Genomic DNA, 22577 nt, shown 5'->3' with positions numbered 1-22577 from the left:
GAACGTGACGATATCTAAGCTTTGCGCAGTTATGCTGCTCCTATTGTCTGCTTCCGTTTGCGCACTGCAAATCTCGCCGCTCAAACAGCCTCCTTATACTGGGGACCTCGATGTCATCAAGGAGAAGAATGTACTGCGCGTCTTAGTTTCTGCTGATTTAGGCTTTTACTACATTGAGGGCGGCACACCAAAAGGCATAGGCGCGGAATTGCTGGCGCATTTCGAAAAAGACCTTCGTAAACTCAAACCAAAGCTTAACGTACAAATTATTCCTGTTGCCCGCGACCAGCTACTGCCAGCCTTAGAAAACGGTTCAGGTGACTTAGTTGTCGCCAACCTGACTATTACCGACACGCGCAAACAGAAAGTGGAGTTCAGTTCACCCATTCTCACTGACATTCAAGAGTGGGTAGTGACAAACAAAAGCACACCAACGATGACGAAAATCGAACAACTGAGCGGCAAAGAGATTTGGGTGCGCGCCAGCTCTAGCTACTTTGAAAGCATTCAGACACTAAATAAGAAACTAAACAAAAAAGGCTTACCGCCTGTTATCGTGCACTTTATTGAAGAAACACTTCAAGATTATGAGCTGGTCGGAATGCTCAACAATGGTTACGTCAAAGCCATTGTTCTCGATAGCCATAAAGCCAAGCTTTGGCTGAAAGTGATGGATGATATTCGGGTTCACAAAAAAATCCCTATCCGCAAAAATGGCAAAATTGCTTGGGCAATGCGAGAAAATAGTCCCAAATTAAAAGCCGTCGTGAATAAGTTCATCCAGAAGTCTCGCTCTGGGACACTACTCGGTAACGTTATTTACGGTAAATACATCGATAACACGGGATGGTTGAACAGAGCTCTTAACCCTAAGAAAATTGCTCAACTAGAAAAACTCGCAGCGCTATTTTCACGCTATGGTGAGAAATACGATATCGACTATTTACTGATCGCTGCAATCGCTTACAAGGAATCAGGATTTAATAACGACCTAGTTGGAAGCCGAGGTGCCGTTGGCATAATGCAAGTCCTACCCAGCACCGCTCAAGATCCGAATATCAATATCAAAAATGTTCGACAATTAGAAAACAACATTCATGCTGGAGTGAAATACTTAGCTTTTTTGCGTAAGCAGTACTTCAGTGATCCTGATATTACTGCACAAAATAAACTCTACTTTACATTGGCGGCTTACAATGCGGGCCCCGGCAATGTAGAGCGTATTCGTAAGCGTGCAGCCCAACAAGGTTACGATCCTAATGTTTGGTTTAATAACGTGGAAGTCGTTATGCGGAAAAGTTTAAGCTCAACGGTTGGGTACGTCACAAGCATTAATCGCTACTACATAATATACAAACAACTAGAAAGTTTGGACCAAGTCAAAAGTCTAGAAAGGGTTTCACTAGCCCCAAAAGACCCCATTTTCATGATACCGCTACGAAAAGTCAGCCAAATGCCAGACAGTAAAAAGCCGCTTGTACAGTAAGCGGCTTTTTAAATGGATTCATTGGAAAGACTCAGTGATCGTCATCACACCTTACGTGTAGTTAAATTTTAACCACCTCAAATATTAGGCCGTAAAACTTCCCTAAAAACGAGGCCGTTTTCAGCTGAGTACTCTATCCAATCTACGGATTTACTAACCGATAACAAGCAATTTCACGATAAATCTCAGAAGTTCTTGAGTGAGATCACATTCATTTTTCATCATAAAAAACCCGAGCAAAATAATGATCTGAATCACATTTTTTTATGCTTAAAGCGGTAATCTGAACTCAACCCATGAGGGATGCAACAGAGGAAAAACACTTATGACAATGAATATCACTGGCAAAAACATCGAAATCACCTCTGCAATCCGAGCTCATATTGAGAGCAAATTTAAAAAACTGGAGAAATGGCAAGTAGACCTAATTGGTTGCCAAGCAACTTTCAGTGAGGAACCAAACAAACAGAAGAAATTCGAAGCGGTTATCAAAGTTCCTAAAGGCCAGCTTATTGCCTCAGCAACTCACGAAGATCTTTACGCAGCTATCAACGAAGTGGAGCAAAAACTAGAACGACAATTGAACAAGCTGACCCACAAACCTGAAGCTCGACGTGCAAGTAAGCCTGAGCTAGTGGAAGAAGAAGAGTAAACTGAACAGATTGAGGAAATAGCGCCGAAAGGCGCTATTTTTTTGCTTGACGCTCTCCCCTGCCTTGCTTATTGTGTTTAAACACTCATAAATTAAGCACTATTTATGCATTTAACCTCACTGTTTATTTTTGACTTCTTTTTCCTCCCATAGTTGGAGGGGCGAACTCGTTTGTGAAAGAAAAGTCAAAAACAAACAGAAAGCCTCCCAAATCGGGAGGCTTTTTTATAAGGAAAGAATTGATGACTGACCAACCTATTTCCCTCGAAGAAATTCGTTTACGCTTGAATGAGTTGGATGACCAACTTCTCAGCTTATTGTCTGAGCGCCGTAAACTCAGCATTGAAGTAGCCAAAAGCAAAGTACAAACCTCAAAGCCTGTTCGCGACGCCGTCCGTGAACAGCAATTATTGGTCAAGCTGATTTCTAATGGCCAAGATAAATACGAACTTGACGCGCAGTACATCACTAAACTTTTCCATACCATCATTGAAGACTCAGTTCTGCTTCAACAAAGTTATCTGCAAAATCTCGTTAACCCACAGCAAAGCCGTAAGCCACTTGCTCGCGTCGCTTTTTTAGGAGCCAAAGGCTCTTATTCGCACTTGGCAAGTCGCGAATACTTCAGTCGTAAAAATACAGAGCTTATCGAGCTCAACTGCGAGCACTTTAAAGAAGTGACTCAAACGGTTGAATCTGGCCATGCTGATTATGGCGTTCTGCCAATCGAAAACACCAGCTCAGGCTCTATTAATGAAGTGTATGACTTACTACAACACACGACGCTTTACATCGTTGGAGAGCTGACTCAACCAATCGAACACTGCTTGGTTGCGAAAAAAGACATTCGTCTGGAAGATATTAAAACGCTGTATTCTCACCCTCAGCCACACCAACAGTGCAGTGAGTTTTTAAGCCGTATGAAAGGGGTAAAGCTGGAGTCCTGCGCGAGCACAGCAGATGCAATGCAGAAAGTCCAAGAGATGGATCGTGATGATGTGGCTGCAATTGGTAATGCATCAAGCGGTAAGCTATATGGCTTGCAAGCAATTCAAGGCAACATCGCAAACCAAACCGAAAACCATACTCGCTTTATCGTGGTTGCTCGTAAACCGGTTGAAGTTTCTACTCAGATTCCAGCAAAAACCACATTGATCATGTCGACCTCCCAAGAGGCAGGTTCATTGGTTGAAACACTATTAGTGCTGCAACGTTACGGCATCAATATGACCAAGCTAGAATCACGCCCAATTATGGGGAACCCGTGGGAAGAGATGTTCTACGTAGACTTGACATCACATCTTGCTTCGACAGAAATGCAACAGGCACTTGAAGAGCTAACAAAAATCACTAAACACTTGAAAGTATTAGGCTGTTACCCGAGTGAGAACGTAAAGCCTACGCAAGTAAAATTGAGTTAATAGACACCAGTGAGTAAAAAGATCATGGCAACCCAAAAAGTCGTAATCGCATCGCTAAACCTAGCCAAAATTAATGCAGTTCAAAGTGCATTTCGTAATGCATTTCCGCATCAAGAGTTCAACTTCGTTGGCATCAGTGTACCGAGTGAGGTCGCAGATCAGCCCATGACGAATGAAGAAACTCATCGTGGTGCGCTAAACCGCGTTAAAAACGCAAAAGTAGAGATGCCAAACGCGGATTACTATGTCGGTCTCGAAGCGGGAATTGAAGCAAACGTGACGTTTGCTTGGATGGTGGTTGAGTCAGAGACTCACCGCGGTGAATCTCGTTCTGCAAGCTTAATGTTGCCGCCAAAAGTCTTGGAAAAACTCAAGGATGCGAATGAGTTGGGAGATGTAATGGACGAAGTGTTTGGTACTGATAATATCAAACAGAAAGGTGGCGCTATTAGCCTGCTAACCCAAAACCAGCTAACTCGAAGCTCGGTCTATCACCAAGCCTTGATTCTGGCTTTAATTCCATTCACAAACCCTGAGCATTTTCCTTCAAATTTATAACACTCAGCCTAGTCTCTAGATACGCAAAAGGGCGGATATTTCCGCCCTTTGTAATACGTTATCTTAGTCACTTGTAACACCAAGGCCTAAAAGCAAATTGGATATACTGTCTACTTAGATACCGCAACTTGTTCTAACAAGACTTTCAACTTGTCTTTTTCTTCATCAGATTTCGACTTTAGTTCGTTAGAGCCACGAGTAATGGTGGCAATGCCCACACCAAGCATCTGACTGATCTGACGTTGAGATAATTCTCCTTTAAGAAGTTCGTTAATTATATTAACGCGTGATATTAATGACTCTCTCTCATCACGTGACATCAGCATAGTTAACAGCATGTCATCTTGCTGGGTGCCCATACTTGTTCGAATTAGCTCAATAATCTGTTGCCAGTCTTTATACTCGGGTTCGTGCGACATCAAGTTACCTCACTCAATACTTGGTATTGATCTCATGTTGATTCAATAACGCGCCATCGATACCCAAAAGATCACGATAGTATGTTTCAAACATCAAGATGTTTTGTACATAACCGCGCGTCTCTTTAAATGGAATTGCCTCAATAAAGGCATAAGCATCCACTTTTCCTTGGGTACGCTCTCGCCACGTTTTTACTCTGTTAGGACCTGCATTATAAGCAGCAAGAGCAAAAATACGATTATTATCGTAATCCTCTAATAAACCTTGCAAATAATGGCTACCAATTTCGATATTTTTTCCTACATTGTAGAGATCCTGCGTACCTTGATAACTCAACTTATATTTACGTGCCGTGTACTTCGCCGTTGCAGGCATGATCTGCATAAGACCACGAGCGCCAACTGGAGAGCGGGCTTCAACATCTAACGCACTTTCCTGTCGAGCGAGAGACATCATCGTGACGGGATCAATGTTGTGCTTTTTCGCATAAAAATTAAACCACCAGCGGTGTGCTATTGGGAACCTAAGTTCGATATTATCCCACATCTGCGCTTGGATACTCGCGGTCACCGTTAGGTTATGCCAACGTTTAAATGATGCATAAGCCGCCAACATCACCTTTTCATCTTTCCCTACGCGGCGCAGTAAGTGTGCCCATTCACTCTTCGCTGCTGCGATTTTATCCGTCGCGATCAACTCTTCGATACGAGCTAGCGAGTCTTGATAGGGTTGAACAACTTTCTTGTCCAACTTAACCGTATGCGTTGGGTATTTGATTGATTGCCCGATTGCATTGGCGGCAGCCACACTGTAGAAGTTTCGTTGCCCAAGCAGAGTTGCTAAACGCTGTTTCCCCGCGATGTCATCACCTAACGCTATTTCACTTCTTCCAAGCCAATATTGCCAGCGTAGCGTGGCTTGTTCTTCTTTATTTAGAACAGCAATCCACTCTTGTACGCCTTTCCAATCTGCATTTTGAATCGCTAAGCGGATGCGCGTTTCAATCAACGGTAAGTACTGACTGGTTTTCGTTTTATCATCGCGCCATTTAGCTAATGACTCAGACTCCGTACGAGTCAATCGAAATGCAATATAGTCGGCAAGTTCTTGCGCTTTTTCTGGAGAAAACTTCTGTCCTTTAATGACGGCATCGTACGCACCTTGTGCTTGGCTAGTGTTCATGCGAGCCAACTTTTCTAACGCATATTCACTTTGCGCTCGATTAAAATCATTCGCAGGTTTTTTCTTCGCGAATTCCGCAACACTTGAAGGATTATCAAACAACGCTTTCATTTCTTTGGCTTGTTGCTTTGCCTGCGCGGATTTAGGCAGTTTGAGCAAGTAACTCATCAAACCGCCATTACGAGCATCAAACGCCAGTAACATACGCTGTAGAATCAGTTCATCGGTACGCTCACCCGCCTTGTCCCATGCTTCAAATAATGGGTCACACTCATCAGCAATGCTGATGCCACGTAACCACATATGTTCAGCCCCTTTAAACGCCGCGACTTTCTTGCCTTGCTTTAATTGAGCGACGTAGAAAATACATTGGTAACGCTCACCACTAGGAATGACTTTTTGAAACTCAGTAATGGTTTTCCAATCTTTTTGCTTATAAAGATGATTGAGGTATGGAGCGCGAACTCGACGAGAAAATGGAAAAGACTCGTGCTCAGAAATAAACTCGTTCACCTGTTGTGGTGACTTTTCCGGTAACTGTCTAATAAAAGTGCGGTAATCCACATAAGGCGTTAGTGGATAGTCAGAAATTTTAGGACGAATCGAAAGGTATCCGTCGATGTCATTTTTATCTAATAAATCTTGAGCTTGCTCATATACTTCGCGCTGCTTTTCCAAACTCAGCGCGGCATTAGCACTCAAACTCATAGCACACAACGCGGCGGCGCAGCATACGTTTTTAGCCAATTCAGATACGTTGAATCTCATTTGTGTCATTTTCCCCAGACATATACTGCCCTAAAGCCTAGTTTTGTTAGAGTTCATGTGATGTTAAGGCAATTTTCACACATGCATCTATTTACACAGAATGCAGATGTCCATGTAAAGCAACTTAGTGTATTAAAAATTGTACTCGTCAAACTTTTAAGACGATGGAGACAAAGCGTTTCTAACTCGCATAGAAAACACTTCGTCATTCTTAACGAATAACAAAAGTGTATACCCTAACCGTGTAAGTTTCCGGTCAGCTCAAAATAAGAAATCCATTCGTTAGGGAAATTCTTGCAATGCGGTAACAAAAACAAAGCACTTGGTATAAAATGATGGGTTTGAATGACAGTTAATTTAGGAACGATCGGCAATGGCTGAATACGTATATACCATGTCGCGGGTGAGCAAAATTGTGCCACCTAAGCGTCAAATTCTTAAAGACATCTCTCTGAGCTTCTTCCCTGGTGCGAAAATCGGTGTTTTAGGTCTGAACGGTGCAGGTAAATCCACACTGCTACGTATCATGGCAGGTATCGACACGGATATCGACGGTGAAGCGCGTCCACAACCTGGTCTAAACGTAGGTTACCTACCTCAGGAACCAGTATTAGACGAATCAAAAACCGTTCGTGAAGTTGTTGAAGAAGCGGTTGCTGACGTTGCTGACGCTCTGAAACGTTTGGACGCAGTCTACGCAGCTTACGCTGAACCAGATGCAGACTTCGACGCACTTGCAAAAGAGCAAGGCGAGCTAGAAGCCCTTATCCAAGCGAAAGATGGTCATAACCTAGAAAATGCGCTTGAGCGTGCAGCAAACGCACTACGTTTACCTGAATGGGACCAAAAAATTGCGCACCTATCAGGTGGTGAACGCCGCCGTGTGGCTATTTGTCGCTTGCTACTTTCTAAGCCAGACATGCTATTGCTTGATGAACCTACCAACCACCTAGATGCAGAATCAGTTGCTTGGCTAGAGCGCTTCTTAGTGGATTACACAGGTACCGTAGTGGCCATCACCCACGACCGTTACTTCCTAGATAACGCTGCGGGCTGGATCTTAGAACTGGACCGTGGTGAAGGTATCCCATGGGAAGGCAACTACACCTCATGGCTGGAGCAAAAAGACGCTCGTCTACAACAAGAAGCCTCCCAAGAGAGTGCTCGCCAAAAGACTATCGAGAAAGAGCTTGAGTGGGTACGTAAAAACCCTAAAGGTCGTCAAGCGAAGTCAAAAGCACGTATGGCTCGCTTTGAAGAACTGCAAAGCTCTGATCACCAAAAACGTAATGAAACCAATGAACTGTTTATCCCACCAGGTGAGCGTCTAGGTGATAAGGTTATTGAAGTGAAGAACCTGACCAAGTCATTTGACGGTCGTGTTCTGATTGATGACCTGTCATTCAGCATCCCTAAAGGTGCGATTGTTGGTATCATCGGTGCGAACGGCGCAGGTAAATCGACGCTATTCAAGATGTTAAGTGGTACTGAACAACCAGACTCGGGCACAATTGAGATGGGCGATACAGTAAAACTGGCATCGGTCGATCAGTTCCGTGACAGCATGGACGATTCTAAAACCGTATTCCAAGAGATCTCTGAAGGTGCTGATATCATTAAGATCAACAACTTCGAAATCCCAGCTCGCGCATACTGTTCACGCTTTAACTTTAAAGGCAGTGACCAACAAAAGATTATTGGTGAACTATCGGGTGGTGAGCGTAACCGTGTCCACCTTGCGAAGCTGCTTAAAGCGGGCGGTAACGTGTTGCTACTCGACGAACCAACCAACGACCTTGACGTTGAAACACTGCGTGCTCTAGAAGAAGCATTACTAGAGTTCCCTGGTTGTGCAATGGTTATCTCGCACGACCGTTGGTTCCTTGACCGTATCGCAACCCACATCATTGACTACCGTGACGAAGGCCAAGTTAACTTCTACGAAGGTAACTACACAGAGTACATGGATTGGTTGAAGAAAACATTGGGTCCTGAAGCCGCAGAACCACACCGTATCAAATACAAGCGCATTGCGAAGTAATCGCAACCCACAAAGTTTGATTGTAATTTGTACAAAGGCCGCTATCATAGCGGCCTTTGTTTTCTTTGTTATAAAAAGAGCTCATTAGCCCGTCTCGTTCGTTAAGAACATGACATAGCACTTACGTCACTCTGTAGCGACCTCGACACTTTTCAAACAACAATCGAACATTTTTTGTTCGTATTGATATACTATTCAATTCTGTTTGACGACCTGACGAGAATATTCATATGACAGAGAGACGACGCTTTTCACGTATTCTCCATCAAGCTCCAGCTAAGATAGAACAACGTGACTTGGCAATTGAAGCTAGGATTCAAGATCTTTCCTTGCATGGTTTACTCATGAAAGTGGAAGAGACTGAGGCTTTGGATCCAACCCTTCCGGTCCATGTGACTTTTTCATTTGATCAATCCGAACAATTGATTACGTTAAAAGCGCAAGTTGTGGATGTCTCTAAGTGTGAGGTGAGGTTGAAGATCGCTAAGATAGACATCGAAAGCATTAGCCAACTAAAACGATTTATAGAATTGAATGTAGGCAATAACGACCTTCTGAATAGAGAGTTAGAGCACCTCTCTGGTTTTTAGGAGAAAAATAAATGAACGCCTATTTAAGTAACAATAACTATGTCTAAAAAAATCATCATGCAGATCCCGACGAAAGACGGCGATCAGCAGTTCTATTTGGGCCGCAGTTCGGTCCTAGCAGTATTTGCTTCGGTATTGGCATTACCCGCCGTCGTTGGTGGTGCGTGGTACCTTAATCAGCAGCAGATGCACAATAAAGACGAACTAACACAAATCATCGCCAAACTGGAAAGTGAAAAGGCCGAAGTGACGGCTCTTTACGAAGAGCAGCTTGATACCAATCATTCACTTTCCCAGTCTTTGACGGACAAAAACAATCAAATTCAGCTATTGGGCAAACGGGTATTCGACGTTGAATCGGTTTTAGGTCTCGCAGACGAAGAGTTGATGATCGATGAGAACAGCATGGGGTTAGAGGAGCGAATTGACGCAGCCGCTATCGATTCTGCTGTTCGCGCGACGATGTTCCGTTTGATACCAAATGACAGTCCAGTCACATACCAACGTATTTCTTCTTCTTACGGCAGTCGTATTAATCCGATTTCAGGTAAGAGGCATGTTCATACTGGTATCGATCTGACTTGTAAAAGAGGAGAAGAGATCCTGGCACCGGCTGACGGTGTGGTGGAAACCGTTCGCCCGAGCAATCGTGGTTATGGTAACTATGTCACCATTCGTCACTCATTTGGCTTTATGAGCTCCTTTGCTCATCTACAACGCTTCAAAGTGAAAAGCGGTCAGTTTGTTAGTAAAGGCGACATCATTGCTCAATGCGGTAACTCTGGCAACTCCACAGGGCCACACTTGCACTATGAAGTACGCTTTCTCGGACGAGCACTCAACCCTCAATACTTAATGGAGTGGACGCCAGAAAACTTCAATGACGTCTTTGAAAAAGAGAAAAAAGTGAAATGGGGACCTTTGGTTCAATTGATTGATAACGTTGTACGTCTACAAGTCAATTTAACCAATTCACCCTATCGCGATACTAGTATCAACACAGTATCAAGTGAAGATACGAGTAATACTGCGACGAACTGATTTGTCCATCAACACGAAAAAGAGCAGCTTACGCTGCTCTTTTTGTTTCGGACTCTGCACGGCTAAATGACCCGTGATTAGCCGCGATGAATATTATCATTCGCCTGTTTGAGTAAGTTTTGGCTCTCATTCATAAATTGTTGAGAATAAGTACCAAACCAATCACTCACCTGCTTAAAGCTTTCGATGAATCGCGCTTTGTCTCTGCTATCCAGAATCGCTACCGCATCACCTAAACGCTGATGGAATCGCTTGATCATATCGATATTCTCTTGAGAAGAGAAAATGATATCACCGTACAAGTTCGGATCCTGACCAAACAGTCGTCCCACCATCGCCAATTCAAGGCGGTAGATTGGCGAGCTTAACTTCAACAACTGATCGATGTTCGGATTCTCTTTGCTAAGGTGCATACCGTAAGCAAACGACGTGAAGTGGCGCAGCGCCTGAATCAACGTCATGCCATGATCGTGCTCTTGTGCATCGATTTGGCACAAGCTTGCGCCCCAAATCCCAAACTGTTGCAATAGCCATTGGTAATGCTCGTGACCACGGCCATCACAGTACACAATAACCTGCTTGGCAAGGCTCGGAACATCTGGGCCAAACATTGGGTGCAAACCAACCACAGGACCTTGATGCACATTCAACATTGCTTGCAGAGGCTTCGATTTGATAGAAGTCAGGTCACACAGAATACAGTCTTGCGGCAAGTTCCCCAGTTTTTCGATCACCCCTTCCGTTAGATGAATCGGCACCGTGACCACGACTAAACCCGCGTTGTCTAGAATCTCATCCGCATGATCCCAGTCTTTACTGCCGAGAACTTTGACCTGGTAGCCCGACAATTTGAACATACGCCCAAACAGGCCACCCAATTGACCATTACCACCAATAATAACAACTGAGCGTAAATCAGGGTTCAAACACTTAAAACCGGAATCTTTCTCGCTGGCATAAGACTCACGCATTGTTCGACGCAGAATATCTTCAATAAGCTGCGGAGGAATTCCCATTTTTTCAGCTTCAGCGCGACGAGAAGCTAACATCGCCGCTTCGCGGTCTGGAGCATAAATTGGCAAACCATGTTCGCTTTTTACTTCCCCAACTTTCTCTACGAGCGCTAAACGCTGAGCCAATAGCTCCAACATTTGCTTGTCGACTGCATCAATCTGATCGCGTAATGCGTTAAGTTCAACTGCCATTGATGTTCCTTAAATCCTGTATTAATTAGCCTTTAGACGATTTTCTAAGAAAGGCACTAGCTCTTCATGTGCATGACGTAATAGTGCCTCAGTTGAATCCCAATTGATACATGCGTCAGTGATAGATACACCGTATTTCATCTCTTCAAGAGCTAAGTCAGAAGATTGATTTCCTTCATTGATATGGCTTTCAATCATAAGACCGATAATAGATTTATTACCTTCACGGATTTGATGAATCACATCCTCCGCGACTAGTGGCTGGCGACGGTAATCTTTACGTGAGTTGGCGTGACTGCAATCCACCATTAATGAAGCATCAAGACCAGATTTCGCCATCTCTTGCTCACACTCAGTGACTGATACCGAATCGTAGTTAGTTTGCTTGCCGCCACGTAAGATCACATGTCCATTAGCATTGCCCTGGGTGGTCAACAGTGCGACTTGTCCCTCACGGTTAATTCCCATAAAACGGTGGCTAGAGGACGCAGCTTGCATCGCGTTAATTGCGGTTGCCAAACTGCCATCGGTGCCATTCTTAAAACCGATTGGCATAGACAGGCCGCTTGCCATTTCACGGTGAGTTTGTGACTCCGTCGTACGAGCACCGATGGCTGCCCAGCTAAAAGTATCCGCCAAGTATTGTGGGCTAATTGGGTCTAGAGCCTCAGTCGCGAGCGGGATTTCCATCTCTGCCAACTCCACCAGAAGTTCGCGTCCAACATGCAGACCGTGTTCAATATCGAAACTGCCGTCTAGGTGTGGGTCATTGATCAGGCCTTTCCAGCCGACCGTGGTGCGCGGCTTCTCAAAGTAAACACGCATAACAATATACAGTTGGTCACTTAGTTGTTCAGAGAGTGCTTTAAGGCGCTTTGCGTAATCCTTCGCCGCTTCTACGTCGTGGATAGAACATGGACCGCATACAACAAGCAGGCGGTGATCCTTCTTGTGAATAATATTAGCGATAGTTTGACGAGACTCTTGAATAAAGCGACGTGCTTTTTCACTCAAAGGAAGCTTGGTTTTTAGTTCCTCCGGAGTAATAAGAACCTGTTCTTCGATAATATTAATATTGCTCAACTCACTTTTCTGCATAACTCTAACCTGTATATTTATTTTTACACCCAACCAAACCTTTGGTGAGACAACTAAGCTTTAACGACAAGATAACAGGCTAAAAAAGAAAAACAAGCGTACAGAATAAAAAACATTTAGTGCAAAATTAACTTTACAGTCAAATAAAAAGCCAAAGTATAATTAACTTTGGCTTCTAATCGCTGTTTTGAATCTTTTACAAGAGGTTTAGCTAGTCAAGCGTTTCATCGCTTCACTCGCCGCTTTCCACTCTTGAGATAGCTTAAGTTCGCTTGGAGAAAATGACTGTTTTTTCAGTAATCCATCCGCGAGTGGCACGGTTGAAACCGGTAAGTTGTCTAATACCTCAACGTGCGCTTCTCGTTTATTACACATTAACAACATATCGCAGCCAGCTCTCAATGCTTGAGCACCTCGCTCGGCAGGGCTGCCCATGATCGCAGCGCCTTCCATGGTCAAGTCATCCGAAAAAACCAAACCTTTAAAACCCAATTGCTGACGCAGGACCTGTTTTAACCAGTATTCAGAACCGCTGGCTGGTTGAGCATCATAGTGTGGGAAAATCACGTGAGCAGGCATCATGGCATCTAAAATACCGGCATCAATTTGCGCTTTGAAGATCGCCATATCTTGTTCAAAAATATCACTGCGCTCGTCGTATGGTGTTTCTAGATGTGAGTCTGCAATCACGCCACCATGTCCAGGGAAGTGCTTGCCTGTCGTTGCCATGCCAACACTCTTCATTCCCTGCATATATGCAGTGCTATAGCGAAGAATGGTATCGGCATCTTCACCGAATGCACGGTTACCGATCGCTTTACATTGATGGCCTTGGTCAAGTACCGGGGCAAAGCTTAAATCAATATCATGGGCAATCAGCTCTGCTGCCATTAACCAACCGCCCATACGAGCAAGCTCTTCACCATTTTGATGTTTAGCGTACTCATCAGCAGCAGGAATTAATGAGAAACCTTCGCGAAAGCGCTGCACTCGGCCGCCCTCTTGATCCACACCGATCAAAAACGGGCGCTTAGCCGCCTTTCGGATGGATTGAGTAAGTGCTTGAAGCTGTTTGCTATCATGATAGTTGCGAGCAAATAGAATTAAGCCACCAACCGTAGGATGCTCCAAGATTTCTTTGTCTTCAGCGGTCAGTTCATACCCCGCAACGTCAACCCATAACGGTCCCATGTTTTCTCCTCAAAATCGGCTGAATATCTCGTATTCGATGAGGTTATTCGCTTCAGATTTGCTTTACAATAAGTGAATGAAGAATTGACGAGATCGGCTATGAAATTTAACGAACTGTACATTGGTGTGATGTCTGGAACGAGTATGGATGGTGTTGATACCGCTCTAGTTGAAATAAGCGATGAGCACGTTCGCCTGATTGCGCATGACGACTACCCAATGCCCGCAGCACTAAAAGACATGCTGTTATCTGTTTGTACCGGTCAAGCAACAAATTTAAAAGCCATAGGTGAACTTGACCACCAGCTCGGCCACCTATTTGCAGATGCTGTGTTACAGCTGCTCAATAAGTCTGGTTACGTCGTAGAGCAAATTCGTGCGATTGGTAATCACGGTCAAACAGTATTCCATCAGCCTACCGGAAACTTGCCGTTTACCACTCAATTGGGCGATGCAAACATTATCGCGGTCAAAACAGGCATTGATACGGTAGCGGATTTTCGTCGTAAAGACATGGCGCTAGGTGGACAAGGTGCCCCACTCGTCCCTGCTTTCCATAAAAGCATTTTTGCGATGCAGGATTCCACAACTGTGGTACTTAACATTGGAGGCATTGCCAATATCTCGGTACTGCATCCAGAACAACCAGTCATTGGCTATGACACAGGCCCGGGCAATATGTTGATGGACGCATGGTGTGCGCTGCATACTGGGCAAAGCTTCGACGAAAATGCACAGTTTGCACTTAAAGGAACGGTAAACGCTACTTTGTTGACTCAATTACTCAAAGAAGCTTACCTCGCCATGCCAGCCCCTAAAAGTACCGGACGAGAACTGTTCAATATTGACTGGCTGCATCAACAACTGGCCCATCACAATTTACCAATCGAAGACGTACAACGTACACTTTGCGAGTATTCTGCAATTACCATTGCCAACGAAGTCGACAAGTTTTCTCATGGCATCACACCTCAACTATTGGTCTGTGGCGGTGGAGCAAGAAACCCACTTTTGATGCAGCGACTAGCTAAGTTATTGCCACAATGGAGCGTTGCGACAACGGCAGAAAAAGGCGTTGATGGCGACTACATGGAAGCAATGGCGTTTGCTTGGCTTGCGCAGCGCCATATTCACGGCCTCCCTAGCAACTTACCGGAAGTTACGGGGGCAAGTCGTCTCGCTTCACTGGGTGTACTCTATTCAAAAAATTAAGGGCAATAGATCCTAAACAAAAAGGCTTAATTCATTATGACGAACGATGCACTTATCGCAGCTTTATCCCATCTGGTATCTGAAGGGCGAAACCCAGACACCATGGACATCGACTTGCTGCCTTCTCTCGATATTGTTCAACGCATCAACCAACAGGACAAACTCGTTCCTCTTGCCGTTGAAAAAGTGTTGCCTGAGATCGCTGAAGCCGTTGATAAGATCACGGAAGCATTTAAGGTCGGAGGTCGGTTGTTTTACATCGGTGCGGGTACCAGTGGTCGACTTGGCGTTTTGGACGCTTCAGAATGCCCACCAACTTTTGGCACAGATCCAGAGATGGTCGTTGGTATTATTGCTGGTGGAAAAGAGGCAATGTTCCGTGCAAAAGAAGGGGCGGAGGACGATCCAGCATTGGGTGAGCAAGATCTTAAAGAGAATACGCTAACACAACGCGATGTCGTCGTTGGTATTGCGGCAAGTGGACGAACACCTTACGTGATTGGTGGCTTAGAGTATGCGAACGAGCTTGGTGCCACCACTGTAGCACTATCTTGTAACCCTGACTCTCCGATTGCAGATATTGCTGATATTGCGATTAGCCCCGTTGTTGGACCTGAAGCGTTAACGGGATCCACTCGCTTAAAATCAGGGACGGCACAAAAACTCGTACTAAACATGCTCACTACCGCAAGCATGATTCGCCTGGGCAAAAGTTATCAGAACTTAATGGTAGATGTGAAAGCGACGAATGCAAAGCTAGTTGCAAGAGCGACTCGTATTGTTATGCAAGCAACAGATTGTACTAACCAAGAGGCTAAAACGGCGCTCAAAGAAACGGACTACGACGCCAAGTTAGCGATTTTGATGATTTTAACCGGGCTGGATAGAGAAAGCGCGACTGAGCAACTGAACGCCAAGCAAGGATATTTAAGAAAAGTCGTGATCGCGCAAACTAATCAATCTTAATCAATAAAGCGCCTCACTTATTTAAAAGTCAGGCGCCTTTTATGGCTCAATTTAGTAGTTCAATCGTTCAATGTGAGTAATACCGACTTTACCTTCAAGGTCACTGAACATATGAACCATTGCTGGGTATGGTTGTGCTCCAGGGTAGACAACTTCTGCATTACAGAAAAACGCATAGTTTTGTCCGGCTACGACTTGAGTAGCCACAACCAAAGGGGAGTATTTGACACCGACAAACCCCTCGATACCTTTAGCAAATACTTCTTTATTCTCTGCTGTGAGTTCATGAAATGGACTCCAGCCACCAGCCATTTGCGTTGACATAATGTGATTCCTTTTTTTCTGTGCTCACTATCAAGCAATATGAACATAGTTTAATAAGGAAAATTTTGCCACATTTATGTGATGCAGACAGTGTAACAACGGCTTTATTGACTATTAATTTGAGTATTCATTCCAACCACGTTGCCATTCCATGCGGAATTTTTGCGCTTGCTCAGTACCTTCACAAACCCCTTCGTAATACTGACCAGATAACCCCATTTGATACGCAAAAGCAGGATTACAGTACTCACGTAAACCTTCTAAATAACCTTGGTCGTAGTCACTTTGCTTAACACTACCCAACTCACGAAGCTCGCTCATCGTGCGCGATGTGTGTCCGGTTATGCCATCTTGATATCCGATCTGATGCCAATCTCCCGACTTGGCAAGATCTGCTGTCGTTGCTGTGCATCCTACAAGTAAAGCCAGTGCCAGACCTACCGTTACCTTTTTCATGGTTCTTCCTTAAGTAATTGTTTTCAAAAATAAGCTTACCACTAATTATTGGCGCTTGCCGCTGAGCTTGCAGATTTAACCACTGATGACTCAAATCAGCCGCTCAAGACTGTCATCAACCTTTCGCCATTTTTAAAAACCGCTCAAGCAGCATATCGACCACTCAGTGCTCTATTCGACCACTCATCTACTAACCGAATGCATTTAACACAAGTGACGCATAACATGCATCCTGAGATTAAAAAATTACCCTACCCAACTAAGACCAAGGACAATTGCTATGATGTGGTTTCTAACCTGTGTCGCAGCCCTAATCGGCGGATACTTCATCTACGGCGCTTTCGTCGAGAAGATTTTCGGCATCAATGAAAAACGCCAAACGCCAGCTCACACCAAATCGGACGGTGTTGACTTCGTTCCAATGTCAACAAAGAAAGTTTACCTAGTTCAACTACTTAACATCGCAGGTGTTGGTCCAATTTTTGGCCCGATCATGGGGGCACTATACGGTCCTGCGGCGATGCTTTGGATTGTAGTCGGTTGTATTTTTGCTGGTGCAGTACACGATTACTTCTCAGGCATGCTTTCAGTGCGTAACGGCGGTGCATCTGTACCTACCATTACAGGTCGCTACCTAGGTAATGGCGCAAAACACTTTATGAATATTTTTGCCATTGTCCTATTGCTTCTAGTTGGCGTAGTGTTCGTTTCAGCCCCTGCTGGCATGATTACTAACCTCATCAATGATCAAACAAGCTTGAGCGTAAGCATGACTACAATGGTTATTGCTATTTTTGCTTACTACATCATTGCGACGATTGTTCCTGTCGATAAAATCATTGGTCGTTTCTACCCACTGTTTGGCGCCCTACTTATCTTTATGTCTGTTGGCCTAATGACAGCCGTTGCTTTCTCTAGCGAACACACAGTAATGGGTGACTTCCAAGTTTCGGACATGTTCTCTAACCTCAACCCAAATGACATGCCGTTATGGCCTGCATTGTTCATCACTATCGCATGTGGCGCTATCTCTGGCTTCCACGCAACTCAGTCTCCACTGATGGCGCGTTGTATGGAAAATGAGAAAAACGGTCGCTTCGTATTCTACGGTGCAATGATTGGTGAAGGTGTTATCGCGCTAATTTGGTGTGCTATCGCTCTGTCTTTCTTCGGCTCTCTAGACGCTCTATCAGAAGCTGTGAAAAACGGTGGCCCTGGTAACGTGGTATACAGCGCATCATTTGGTCTGCTAGGTGTGTTCGGTGGTATCCTTGCGTTCCTGGGTGTGGTTATCCTACCAATTACGTCTGGCGATACAGCGTTCCGTTCAAGCCGCTTGATCCTTGCTGAATACTTCAACATGGAACAAAAAACGCTACGTAACCGTCTACTGATGGCACTTCCACTGTTCGTTATCGGCGGTATCTTAACTCAAGTAGACTTCGGCATTATCTGGCGCTACTTCGGTTTTGCAAACCAAACAACAGCGGTAATGATGCTTTGGACTGCGTCCGCTTACCTACTGCGTCACAACAAGCTGCACTGGATTACCACTATCCCAGCTATCTTCATGACCACGGTATGTGTCACGTTCATCTTAAACAACAGCTCGCTAGGTTTTGGTCTGCCAATGCAACTATCAACTATCGTAGGTATTGTGTTTGCCCTAGCTGTGACAGGTTACGTTATCAAAACCTCTAAGGGTAAAGGTGAAACTGAACTGGCTGACGAAGAGAAACCACAAGCCGTATCAGAAACAGCGTAATACTCGTCACATCTGAGTGACTAAGATAGGAGCCTGCCAATTGCAGGCTCTTTTTGTTTTATACCCAAGTCACTTTAAGACTCAGAAAGCACAGCGCAGCATCATTTACTTAGCTGTTCTTATCTATCTGAGCCAAGCATCTTGAGGTTACTTAGGTATACAATAACAACATTGATTCTAGGTTAGGTTCACTATGGAACTGGTCATCTCCCTTTTACAACAGATGTGTGTGTACTTAGTTTTGGCTTACATGCTAAGTAAAACGCCAATCATCTTACCTTTGCTGAGTATTTCTTCGCGCTTAAGCCACCGCCTAATTTGTTACGTACTCTTCTCTGGCTTTTGTATTCTCGGCACCTATTTCGGTCTGCACATCAACGATGCTATTGCCAATACTCGTGCGATCGGCGCAGTTATGGGCGGGCTGTTTGGTGGACCTGTTGTAGGTTTCGCCGTCGGATTTACTGGTGGCATCCATCGATACTCTCTTGGTGGCTTTACTGACCTAGCCTGCGCAATTTCAACCACCGCCGAGGGCGTAATTGGTGGCTTGCTCCACGTTTACCTTATCAAGCGAAATAAAGGCGCATTGCTGTTTAATCCAAGCGTCGTATTCAGCGTCACGTTTGTTGCAGAAGTGGTGCAAATGATTTTGCTGCTCGCCGTCGCGAAACCTTTTGATCAAGCCTATGAACTGGTGTCCGCTATTGCAGCGCCTATGATCATCGCGAACTCATTTGGTGCAGCGTTGTTCATGAGTATCCTGCAAGACAGAAAAGCAATCTTTGAAAAGTTTTCTGCGACGTTTTCGCGTCGAGCGCTCACCATTGCTGATCGCTCAGTGGGAATTCTAAGCAACGGCTTCAACACCGAAAACGCAGAGAAAATCGCACGTATTATTTACGAAGAAACCAAAGTGGGCGCTGTCGCGATTACTGACCAAGAAAAGATCTTGGCGTTTGTGGGCATTGGCGATGATCACCATAAACCGAACACGCCGATTTCATCGCAAAGCACATTAGACTCCATGGAGAAAAACGACATCATTTATCTTGATGGTGCGGAGCGTCCATACCAATGCTCCATTGCAAAAGATTGCAAGCTCGGATCTGCGCTGATCATCCCACTGCGTGCAGGGAAAGAGGTCATTGGTACCATAAAGCTGTATGAACCGAAGCGTAAATTGTTCTCGACGGCCAACATGTCGATGGCGGAAGGAATAGCCCAGCTTCTATCTAGCCAAATCCTTTATGGCGATTACCAACAACAACAAGCCTTACTCGCCCAAGCAGAAATCAAATTGCTTCACGCTCAGGTGAATCCACACTTTTTGTTTAATGCTCTCAATACTATTAGTGCGATTACTCGTCGTGACCCTGACAAAGCGCGCGAGCTAATCCAAAATCTATCGCACTTCTTCCGCAGCAATTTAAAGCAGAACATTAATACCGTGACGCTAAAGGAAGAGCTTGCACATGTGAACTCGTACTTGAGCATCGAAAAAGCGCGTTTTACGGACCGCTTAGAGGTTGAAATCGATATTCAACCTGAATTGCTGGACATCAAATTACCAAGCTTTACACTCCAGCCTTTGGTTGAGAATGCCATTAAGCATGGCATTTCAAACATGCTTGAAGGTGGTAAAGTTCATATCTACAGCGAAGCACACCCACAAGGTCACTTGATTACCGTCGAAGACAACGCAGGCAGTTTTGAACCGCCAAAAGAAAACCACTCAGGGCTAGGTTTAGAAATTGTCGACAAACGTCTCACTAATCAATTTGGACGTGATGCAGCGCTAAAAATTACGTGCGAGCCACATCAATTTACTAAAATGAGCTTTATCATTCCCCCAAAATCATAAAAGCACGCTGAAGCAATAAAGGTAATGTTGGATGTTAACCGCACTCGTCATTGATGATGAACAGTTTGCTCGTGAAGAGCTAGCAGAGTTACTGGATGAAACAGGCCAAGTTGAGGTCGTGGGCGATGCCTCAAACGCAATCCTTGGCCTAAAAAAAATCAATGAACTCAAGCCTGATGTGGTGTTTCTCGATATCCAAATGCCTCAAGTCACGGGGATTGAATTACTTGGGATGCTTGATCCAGAAACCATGCCTTATGTGGTTTTTGTCACGGCTTATGATCAGTATGCGATTCAAGCATTTGAAGACAATGCCTTTGATTACTTGCTCAAACCTGTCGACCCATGCCGGTTAACTAAAACGGTCAAACGACTAAACAAAGTCATTAGCCAATCCGCCCTAACGCAACAACTGTCTGCTATTACACCTGACACGTTGGATCAGATACCGTGCATCGGACACAACCGCATCGTTATCATGGCCACCGACACGGTGGAATGTGCTTACAGTGATATCAGCGGCGTACATGTACGCTCCACCAGCCAAACCGCGAGCACCCAACTGACATTAAAAACGTTGGAAGAGAAAACCCCTCTAGTCCGCTGCCATCGTCAATACTTAGTCAGTATTAAAGCGATTAGCGAAATCAAGTTACTGGAAAATGGGTTAGCGGAAATCATCACCAAAACAGGCTTTGAGATACCAGTAAGCCGCCGCTACTTAAAGGTGCTCAAAGAGATGCTCGGCATTAGCCACTAACACAAAAACTTCACACATCATCGCTGAGTTTCCGCTAGCGTATAAATAGGACGCTCTGAAAAGACGAGGCGATGATGTATAAAGTTTTATTCATATGTAAGCACAACGCTGGACGAAGCGTCCTCGCGGAGTCAATCGCAACCAATATCCTGCCAGCAGATTTTAGTGTCACCAGTGGAGGCTCACATCCCACAGGCAAGGTGCACCCAGTGGTGCAAAAATATTTAGATGACCACCAACTCCCCATTCCGCATATCCACACGCATTCATGGGAGGAGCGAACTCAATTTCTTCCCGACATCGTTATTATTCTCCGTGATTCTTTACATCAAGAAACCGCTCCTCAGTGGCTTGCAGGTGGTGTTCGAGTAAACTGGCAAGTTGATGCTTTTCCGACCGATGGTTCTGATGAAGACATGTACGCACATTGCGAAAAGGTTGCTCAATCGCTTGAGCGAAGAATCACGAAGATGTCTGATATGATTATCGATGGTTTAGGAAAAGACCAAATTCGTGATTACCTAAATGAGTTAAGAGAGATGTAAAAAAGGCGACCCACAGGTCGCCTTTTGAATATTCGATAAATGGAGACTAATCCACTTGCTTGATTTGAAGTTCTTTAGGTACTTCAAAGAACATATTCTCTTCACGGCCAAGTACTTCATCAACCGCTTCGGCACCAACGAGTTCTTTGATTCGCTCTAGAATCTGATTAACGAGCTCTTCCGGAGCAGATGCTCCCGCAGTCACGCCGACCTTTGTTTTGCCTTCGAACCACTCAGGTTTGATATCTTCCGGACAGTCGGTTAAGTAGCCAGGTGTCCCTAGCTTTTCAGCTAGCTCTTTAAGACGTGTAGAGTTTGATGAGTTTTTAGAACCCACCACAACCATCACATCTACGTCACCAGCTAATTCACGTACGGCATCTTGGCGGTTTTGTGTCGCATAACAGATATCGTCTTTACGTGGACCTTGGATATCTGGGAACACGCGGCGTAGCTCTTCGATAACATCGGCAGTTTCATCGACAGAAAGCGTCGTTTGGCTTACGTAATGAAGATCGGATGGATCTTTCACAATCGCCTTCAGTTTCTCAACATCGGCTGGAGTTTCAACCAAGTACATACCACCGGTTTCACTGGCGTATTGCCCCATCGTACCTTCGACTTCAGGGTGACCTGCGTGACCAATCAGAACCACTTCCATATTACGACGGCTCGCACGCGCCACTTCCATATGCACTTTGGTTACTAAAGGGCACGTTGCGTCAAATACGGTCAAATCACGCTGCTTGGCTTCCTGACGAACTGCCTGCGATACACCATGAGCGGAGAAAATCACAATGTTGTTGTCTGGCACTTCGTGCAGTTCTTCAACGAAGATAGCACCACGCTGTTTTAGACCTTCAACCACAAAACGGTTATGCACCACTTCATGACGCACATAAATCGGTGGCTGATACATCTCTAGCGCACGCTCTACGATGCTAATCGCGCGGTCAACACCAGCACAGAAACCACGTGGGTTAGCTAACAGGATTTTCATTTCATTGCTCATGGAAGTTATCTTTTATTTGG

General features: G+C 44.8%; 21 protein-coding genes and 1 other annotated feature. Of the genes, 13 read left to right on the top strand and 8 right to left on the bottom strand.

Going from position 1 to position 22577, the window contains the following annotated elements:
* Positions 1 to 4 precede the first annotated feature (4 nt).
* From R7F64_RS08860 to yjjX, 4 genes are all read left to right on the top strand, one after another.
* The gene (locus R7F64_RS08860; protein ID WP_309473959.1) at positions 5 to 1486 is read left to right on the top strand and encodes a lytic transglycosylase F; all 1482 of its coding nucleotides are present in this window, start codon (positions 5 to 7) and stop codon (positions 1484 to 1486) included.
* 325 nt (positions 1487 to 1811) lie between these two features.
* The gene (gene hpf / locus R7F64_RS08855; RefSeq protein WP_005381889.1) at positions 1812 to 2138 is read left to right on the top strand and encodes a ribosome hibernation-promoting factor, HPF/YfiA family; all 327 of its coding nucleotides are present in this window, start codon (positions 1812 to 1814) and stop codon (positions 2136 to 2138) included.
* A 108-nt stretch (positions 2139 to 2246) separates the two neighbouring features.
* Positions 2247 to 2368: a sequence feature (Phe leader region), on the top strand.
* 12 nt (positions 2369 to 2380) lie between these two features.
* Positions 2381 to 3559, top strand: a complete 1179-nt coding sequence (gene pheA / locus R7F64_RS08850; protein WP_017636154.1) for a prephenate dehydratase — start codon at positions 2381 to 2383, stop codon at positions 3557 to 3559.
* 24 nt (positions 3560 to 3583) lie between these two features.
* Positions 3584 to 4117, top strand: a complete 534-nt coding sequence (gene yjjX / locus R7F64_RS08845) for an inosine/xanthosine triphosphatase (RefSeq protein WP_318071605.1) — start codon at positions 3584 to 3586, stop codon at positions 4115 to 4117.
* 110 nt (positions 4118 to 4227) lie between these two features.
* On the opposite strand, the gene trpR is transcribed toward yjjX, so the two are convergent.
* Both trpR and sltY read right to left on the bottom strand, forming a co-directional pair.
* Positions 4228 to 4536, bottom strand: a complete 309-nt coding sequence (gene trpR, locus R7F64_RS08840; RefSeq protein ID WP_005381892.1) for a trp operon repressor — start codon at positions 4534 to 4536, stop codon at positions 4228 to 4230.
* Positions 4537 to 4549: 13 nt separating this feature from the next.
* Positions 4550 to 6496, bottom strand: coding sequence for a murein transglycosylase (gene sltY / locus R7F64_RS08835; RefSeq protein WP_412034461.1), 1947 nt, complete (start codon positions 6494 to 6496; stop codon positions 4550 to 4552).
* A gap of 364 nt (positions 6497 to 6860) precedes the next feature.
* On the opposite strand from sltY, the gene ettA reads away from it, so the two are divergent.
* The 3 genes from ettA to R7F64_RS08820 all read left to right on the top strand — a co-directional run bounded on the left by ettA (position 6861) and on the right by R7F64_RS08820 (position 10159).
* Positions 6861 to 8528, top strand: a complete 1668-nt coding sequence (ettA, locus tag R7F64_RS08830) for an energy-dependent translational throttle protein EttA (protein WP_005381894.1) — start codon at positions 6861 to 6863, stop codon at positions 8526 to 8528.
* Positions 8529 to 8758: 230 nt separating this feature from the next.
* Positions 8759 to 9118, top strand: coding sequence for a PilZ domain-containing protein (locus tag R7F64_RS08825; protein WP_017821492.1), 360 nt, complete (start codon positions 8759 to 8761; stop codon positions 9116 to 9118).
* 39 nt (positions 9119 to 9157) lie between these two features.
* Complete coding sequence (locus R7F64_RS08820; protein WP_005381900.1) at positions 9158 to 10159, top strand: M23 family metallopeptidase; 1002 nt, start codon at positions 9158 to 9160, stop codon at positions 10157 to 10159.
* Positions 10160 to 10236: 77 nt separating this feature from the next.
* On the opposite strand, the gene tyrA is transcribed toward R7F64_RS08820, so the two are convergent.
* The 3 genes from tyrA to nagZ all read right to left on the bottom strand — a co-directional run bounded on the left by tyrA (position 10237) and on the right by nagZ (position 13653).
* Positions 10237 to 11364: a bifunctional chorismate mutase/prephenate dehydrogenase gene (gene tyrA, locus R7F64_RS08815; protein ID WP_005381901.1), complete on the bottom strand. Its 1128-nt coding sequence runs from the start codon at positions 11362 to 11364 to the stop codon at positions 10237 to 10239.
* A gap of 21 nt (positions 11365 to 11385) precedes the next feature.
* Complete coding sequence (locus R7F64_RS08810) at positions 11386 to 12462, bottom strand: 3-deoxy-7-phosphoheptulonate synthase (RefSeq protein ID WP_005381904.1); 1077 nt, start codon at positions 12460 to 12462, stop codon at positions 11386 to 11388.
* 207 nt (positions 12463 to 12669) lie between these two features.
* Positions 12670 to 13653: a beta-N-acetylhexosaminidase gene (nagZ, locus tag R7F64_RS08805; RefSeq protein ID WP_017821494.1), complete on the bottom strand. Its 984-nt coding sequence runs from the start codon at positions 13651 to 13653 to the stop codon at positions 12670 to 12672.
* A gap of 99 nt (positions 13654 to 13752) precedes the next feature.
* On the opposite strand from nagZ, the gene R7F64_RS08800 reads away from it, so the two are divergent.
* Both R7F64_RS08800 and murQ read left to right on the top strand, forming a co-directional pair.
* Complete coding sequence (locus R7F64_RS08800) at positions 13753 to 14865, top strand: anhydro-N-acetylmuramic acid kinase (protein WP_170890655.1); 1113 nt, start codon at positions 13753 to 13755, stop codon at positions 14863 to 14865.
* A 36-nt stretch (positions 14866 to 14901) separates the two neighbouring features.
* The gene (gene murQ, locus R7F64_RS08795; protein ID WP_047103912.1) at positions 14902 to 15831 is read left to right on the top strand and encodes an N-acetylmuramic acid 6-phosphate etherase; all 930 of its coding nucleotides are present in this window, start codon (positions 14902 to 14904) and stop codon (positions 15829 to 15831) included.
* A 51-nt stretch (positions 15832 to 15882) separates the two neighbouring features.
* On the opposite strand, the gene R7F64_RS08790 is transcribed toward murQ, so the two are convergent.
* On the bottom strand, positions 15883 to 16155 hold the full coding sequence (locus R7F64_RS08790) for a hypothetical protein (RefSeq protein WP_005381911.1): 273 nt from the start codon (positions 16153 to 16155) through the stop codon (positions 15883 to 15885).
* Between the two features lie 114 nt (positions 16156 to 16269).
* On the bottom strand, positions 16270 to 16611 hold the full coding sequence (locus R7F64_RS08785; protein WP_047103915.1) for a DUF2799 domain-containing protein: 342 nt from the start codon (positions 16609 to 16611) through the stop codon (positions 16270 to 16272).
* Between the two features lie 280 nt (positions 16612 to 16891).
* Between R7F64_RS08785 and R7F64_RS08780 the strand changes: the two genes are divergently transcribed.
* The 4 genes from R7F64_RS08780 to R7F64_RS08765 all read left to right on the top strand — a co-directional run bounded on the left by R7F64_RS08780 (position 16892) and on the right by R7F64_RS08765 (position 21545).
* A complete protein-coding gene (locus R7F64_RS08780; RefSeq protein WP_005381914.1) occupies positions 16892 to 18376 on the top strand; it encodes a carbon starvation protein A in 1485 nt (494 codons plus the stop codon).
* A 193-nt stretch (positions 18377 to 18569) separates the two neighbouring features.
* Positions 18570 to 20240, top strand: a complete 1671-nt coding sequence (locus tag R7F64_RS08775) for a sensor histidine kinase (RefSeq protein ID WP_005381915.1) — start codon at positions 18570 to 18572, stop codon at positions 20238 to 20240.
* Between the two features lie 31 nt (positions 20241 to 20271).
* Positions 20272 to 21000, top strand: a complete 729-nt coding sequence (gene btsR, locus R7F64_RS08770; RefSeq protein ID WP_005381917.1) for a two-component system response regulator BtsR — start codon at positions 20272 to 20274, stop codon at positions 20998 to 21000.
* A gap of 71 nt (positions 21001 to 21071) precedes the next feature.
* On the top strand, positions 21072 to 21545 hold the full coding sequence (locus R7F64_RS08765) for a low molecular weight phosphatase family protein (protein WP_167415021.1): 474 nt from the start codon (positions 21072 to 21074) through the stop codon (positions 21543 to 21545).
* Positions 21546 to 21591: 46 nt separating this feature from the next.
* Here the strand turns inward: R7F64_RS08765 and ispH are convergent, their stop codons facing one another.
* Positions 21592 to 22557 (bottom strand): 4-hydroxy-3-methylbut-2-enyl diphosphate reductase, encoded by a 966-nt coding sequence (gene ispH / locus R7F64_RS08760; RefSeq protein WP_005381920.1) that lies wholly within the window; start codon positions 22555 to 22557, stop codon positions 21592 to 21594.
* Positions 22558 to 22577: the final 20 nt, after the last annotated feature.

Origin of the sequence: Vibrio sp. Vb1980 (assembly GCF_033338615.1) — a bacterium.
GTDB lineage: Bacteria > Pseudomonadota > Gammaproteobacteria > Enterobacterales > Vibrionaceae > Vibrio > Vibrio alginolyticus.
Note: the sequence above shows the minus strand (reverse complement) of the source record. Positions and strands in the feature narration are given on the sequence as shown.

Excerpts from the sequence above, each read along its gene's own strand:
- R7F64_RS08825 (WP_017821492.1), top strand. The coding sequence starts at position 8,759 with ATGACAGAGAGACGACGCTTTTCACGTATTCTCCATCAAGCTCCAGCT.
- sltY (WP_412034461.1), bottom strand. The coding sequence starts at position 6,496 with ATGACACAAATGAGATTCAACGTATCTGAATTGGCTAAAAACGTATGC.
- R7F64_RS08780 (WP_005381914.1), top strand. The coding sequence starts at position 16,892 with ATGATGTGGTTTCTAACCTGTGTCGCAGCCCTAATCGGCGGATACTTC.
- ispH (WP_005381920.1), bottom strand. The coding sequence starts at position 22,557 with ATGAGCAATGAAATGAAAATCCTGTTAGCTAACCCACGTGGTTTCTGT.
- nagZ (WP_017821494.1), bottom strand. The coding sequence starts at position 13,653 with ATGGGACCGTTATGGGTTGACGTTGCGGGGTATGAACTGACCGCTGAA.
- ettA (WP_005381894.1), top strand. The coding sequence starts at position 6,861 with ATGGCTGAATACGTATATACCATGTCGCGGGTGAGCAAAATTGTGCCA.
- R7F64_RS08790 (WP_005381911.1), bottom strand. The coding sequence starts at position 16,155 with ATGTCAACGCAAATGGCTGGTGGCTGGAGTCCATTTCATGAACTCACA.
- R7F64_RS08765 (WP_167415021.1), top strand. The coding sequence starts at position 21,072 with ATGATGTATAAAGTTTTATTCATATGTAAGCACAACGCTGGACGAAGC.
- tyrA (WP_005381901.1), bottom strand. The coding sequence starts at position 11,364 with ATGGCAGTTGAACTTAACGCATTACGCGATCAGATTGATGCAGTCGAC.
- btsR (WP_005381917.1), top strand. The coding sequence starts at position 20,272 with ATGTTAACCGCACTCGTCATTGATGATGAACAGTTTGCTCGTGAAGAG.
- R7F64_RS08800 (WP_170890655.1), top strand. The coding sequence starts at position 13,753 with ATGAAATTTAACGAACTGTACATTGGTGTGATGTCTGGAACGAGTATG.
- trpR (WP_005381892.1), bottom strand. The coding sequence starts at position 4,536 with ATGTCGCACGAACCCGAGTATAAAGACTGGCAACAGATTATTGAGCTA.
- murQ (WP_047103912.1), top strand. The coding sequence starts at position 14,902 with ATGACGAACGATGCACTTATCGCAGCTTTATCCCATCTGGTATCTGAA.
- yjjX (WP_318071605.1), top strand. The coding sequence starts at position 3,584 with ATGGCAACCCAAAAAGTCGTAATCGCATCGCTAAACCTAGCCAAAATT.
- R7F64_RS08775 (WP_005381915.1), top strand. The coding sequence starts at position 18,570 with ATGGAACTGGTCATCTCCCTTTTACAACAGATGTGTGTGTACTTAGTT.
- hpf (WP_005381889.1), top strand. The coding sequence starts at position 1,812 with ATGACAATGAATATCACTGGCAAAAACATCGAAATCACCTCTGCAATC.
- pheA (WP_017636154.1), top strand. The coding sequence starts at position 2,381 with ATGACTGACCAACCTATTTCCCTCGAAGAAATTCGTTTACGCTTGAAT.
- R7F64_RS08820 (WP_005381900.1), top strand. The coding sequence starts at position 9,158 with ATGTCTAAAAAAATCATCATGCAGATCCCGACGAAAGACGGCGATCAG.
- R7F64_RS08785 (WP_047103915.1), bottom strand. The coding sequence starts at position 16,611 with ATGAAAAAGGTAACGGTAGGTCTGGCACTGGCTTTACTTGTAGGATGC.
- R7F64_RS08810 (WP_005381904.1), bottom strand. The coding sequence starts at position 12,462 with ATGCAGAAAAGTGAGTTGAGCAATATTAATATTATCGAAGAACAGGTT.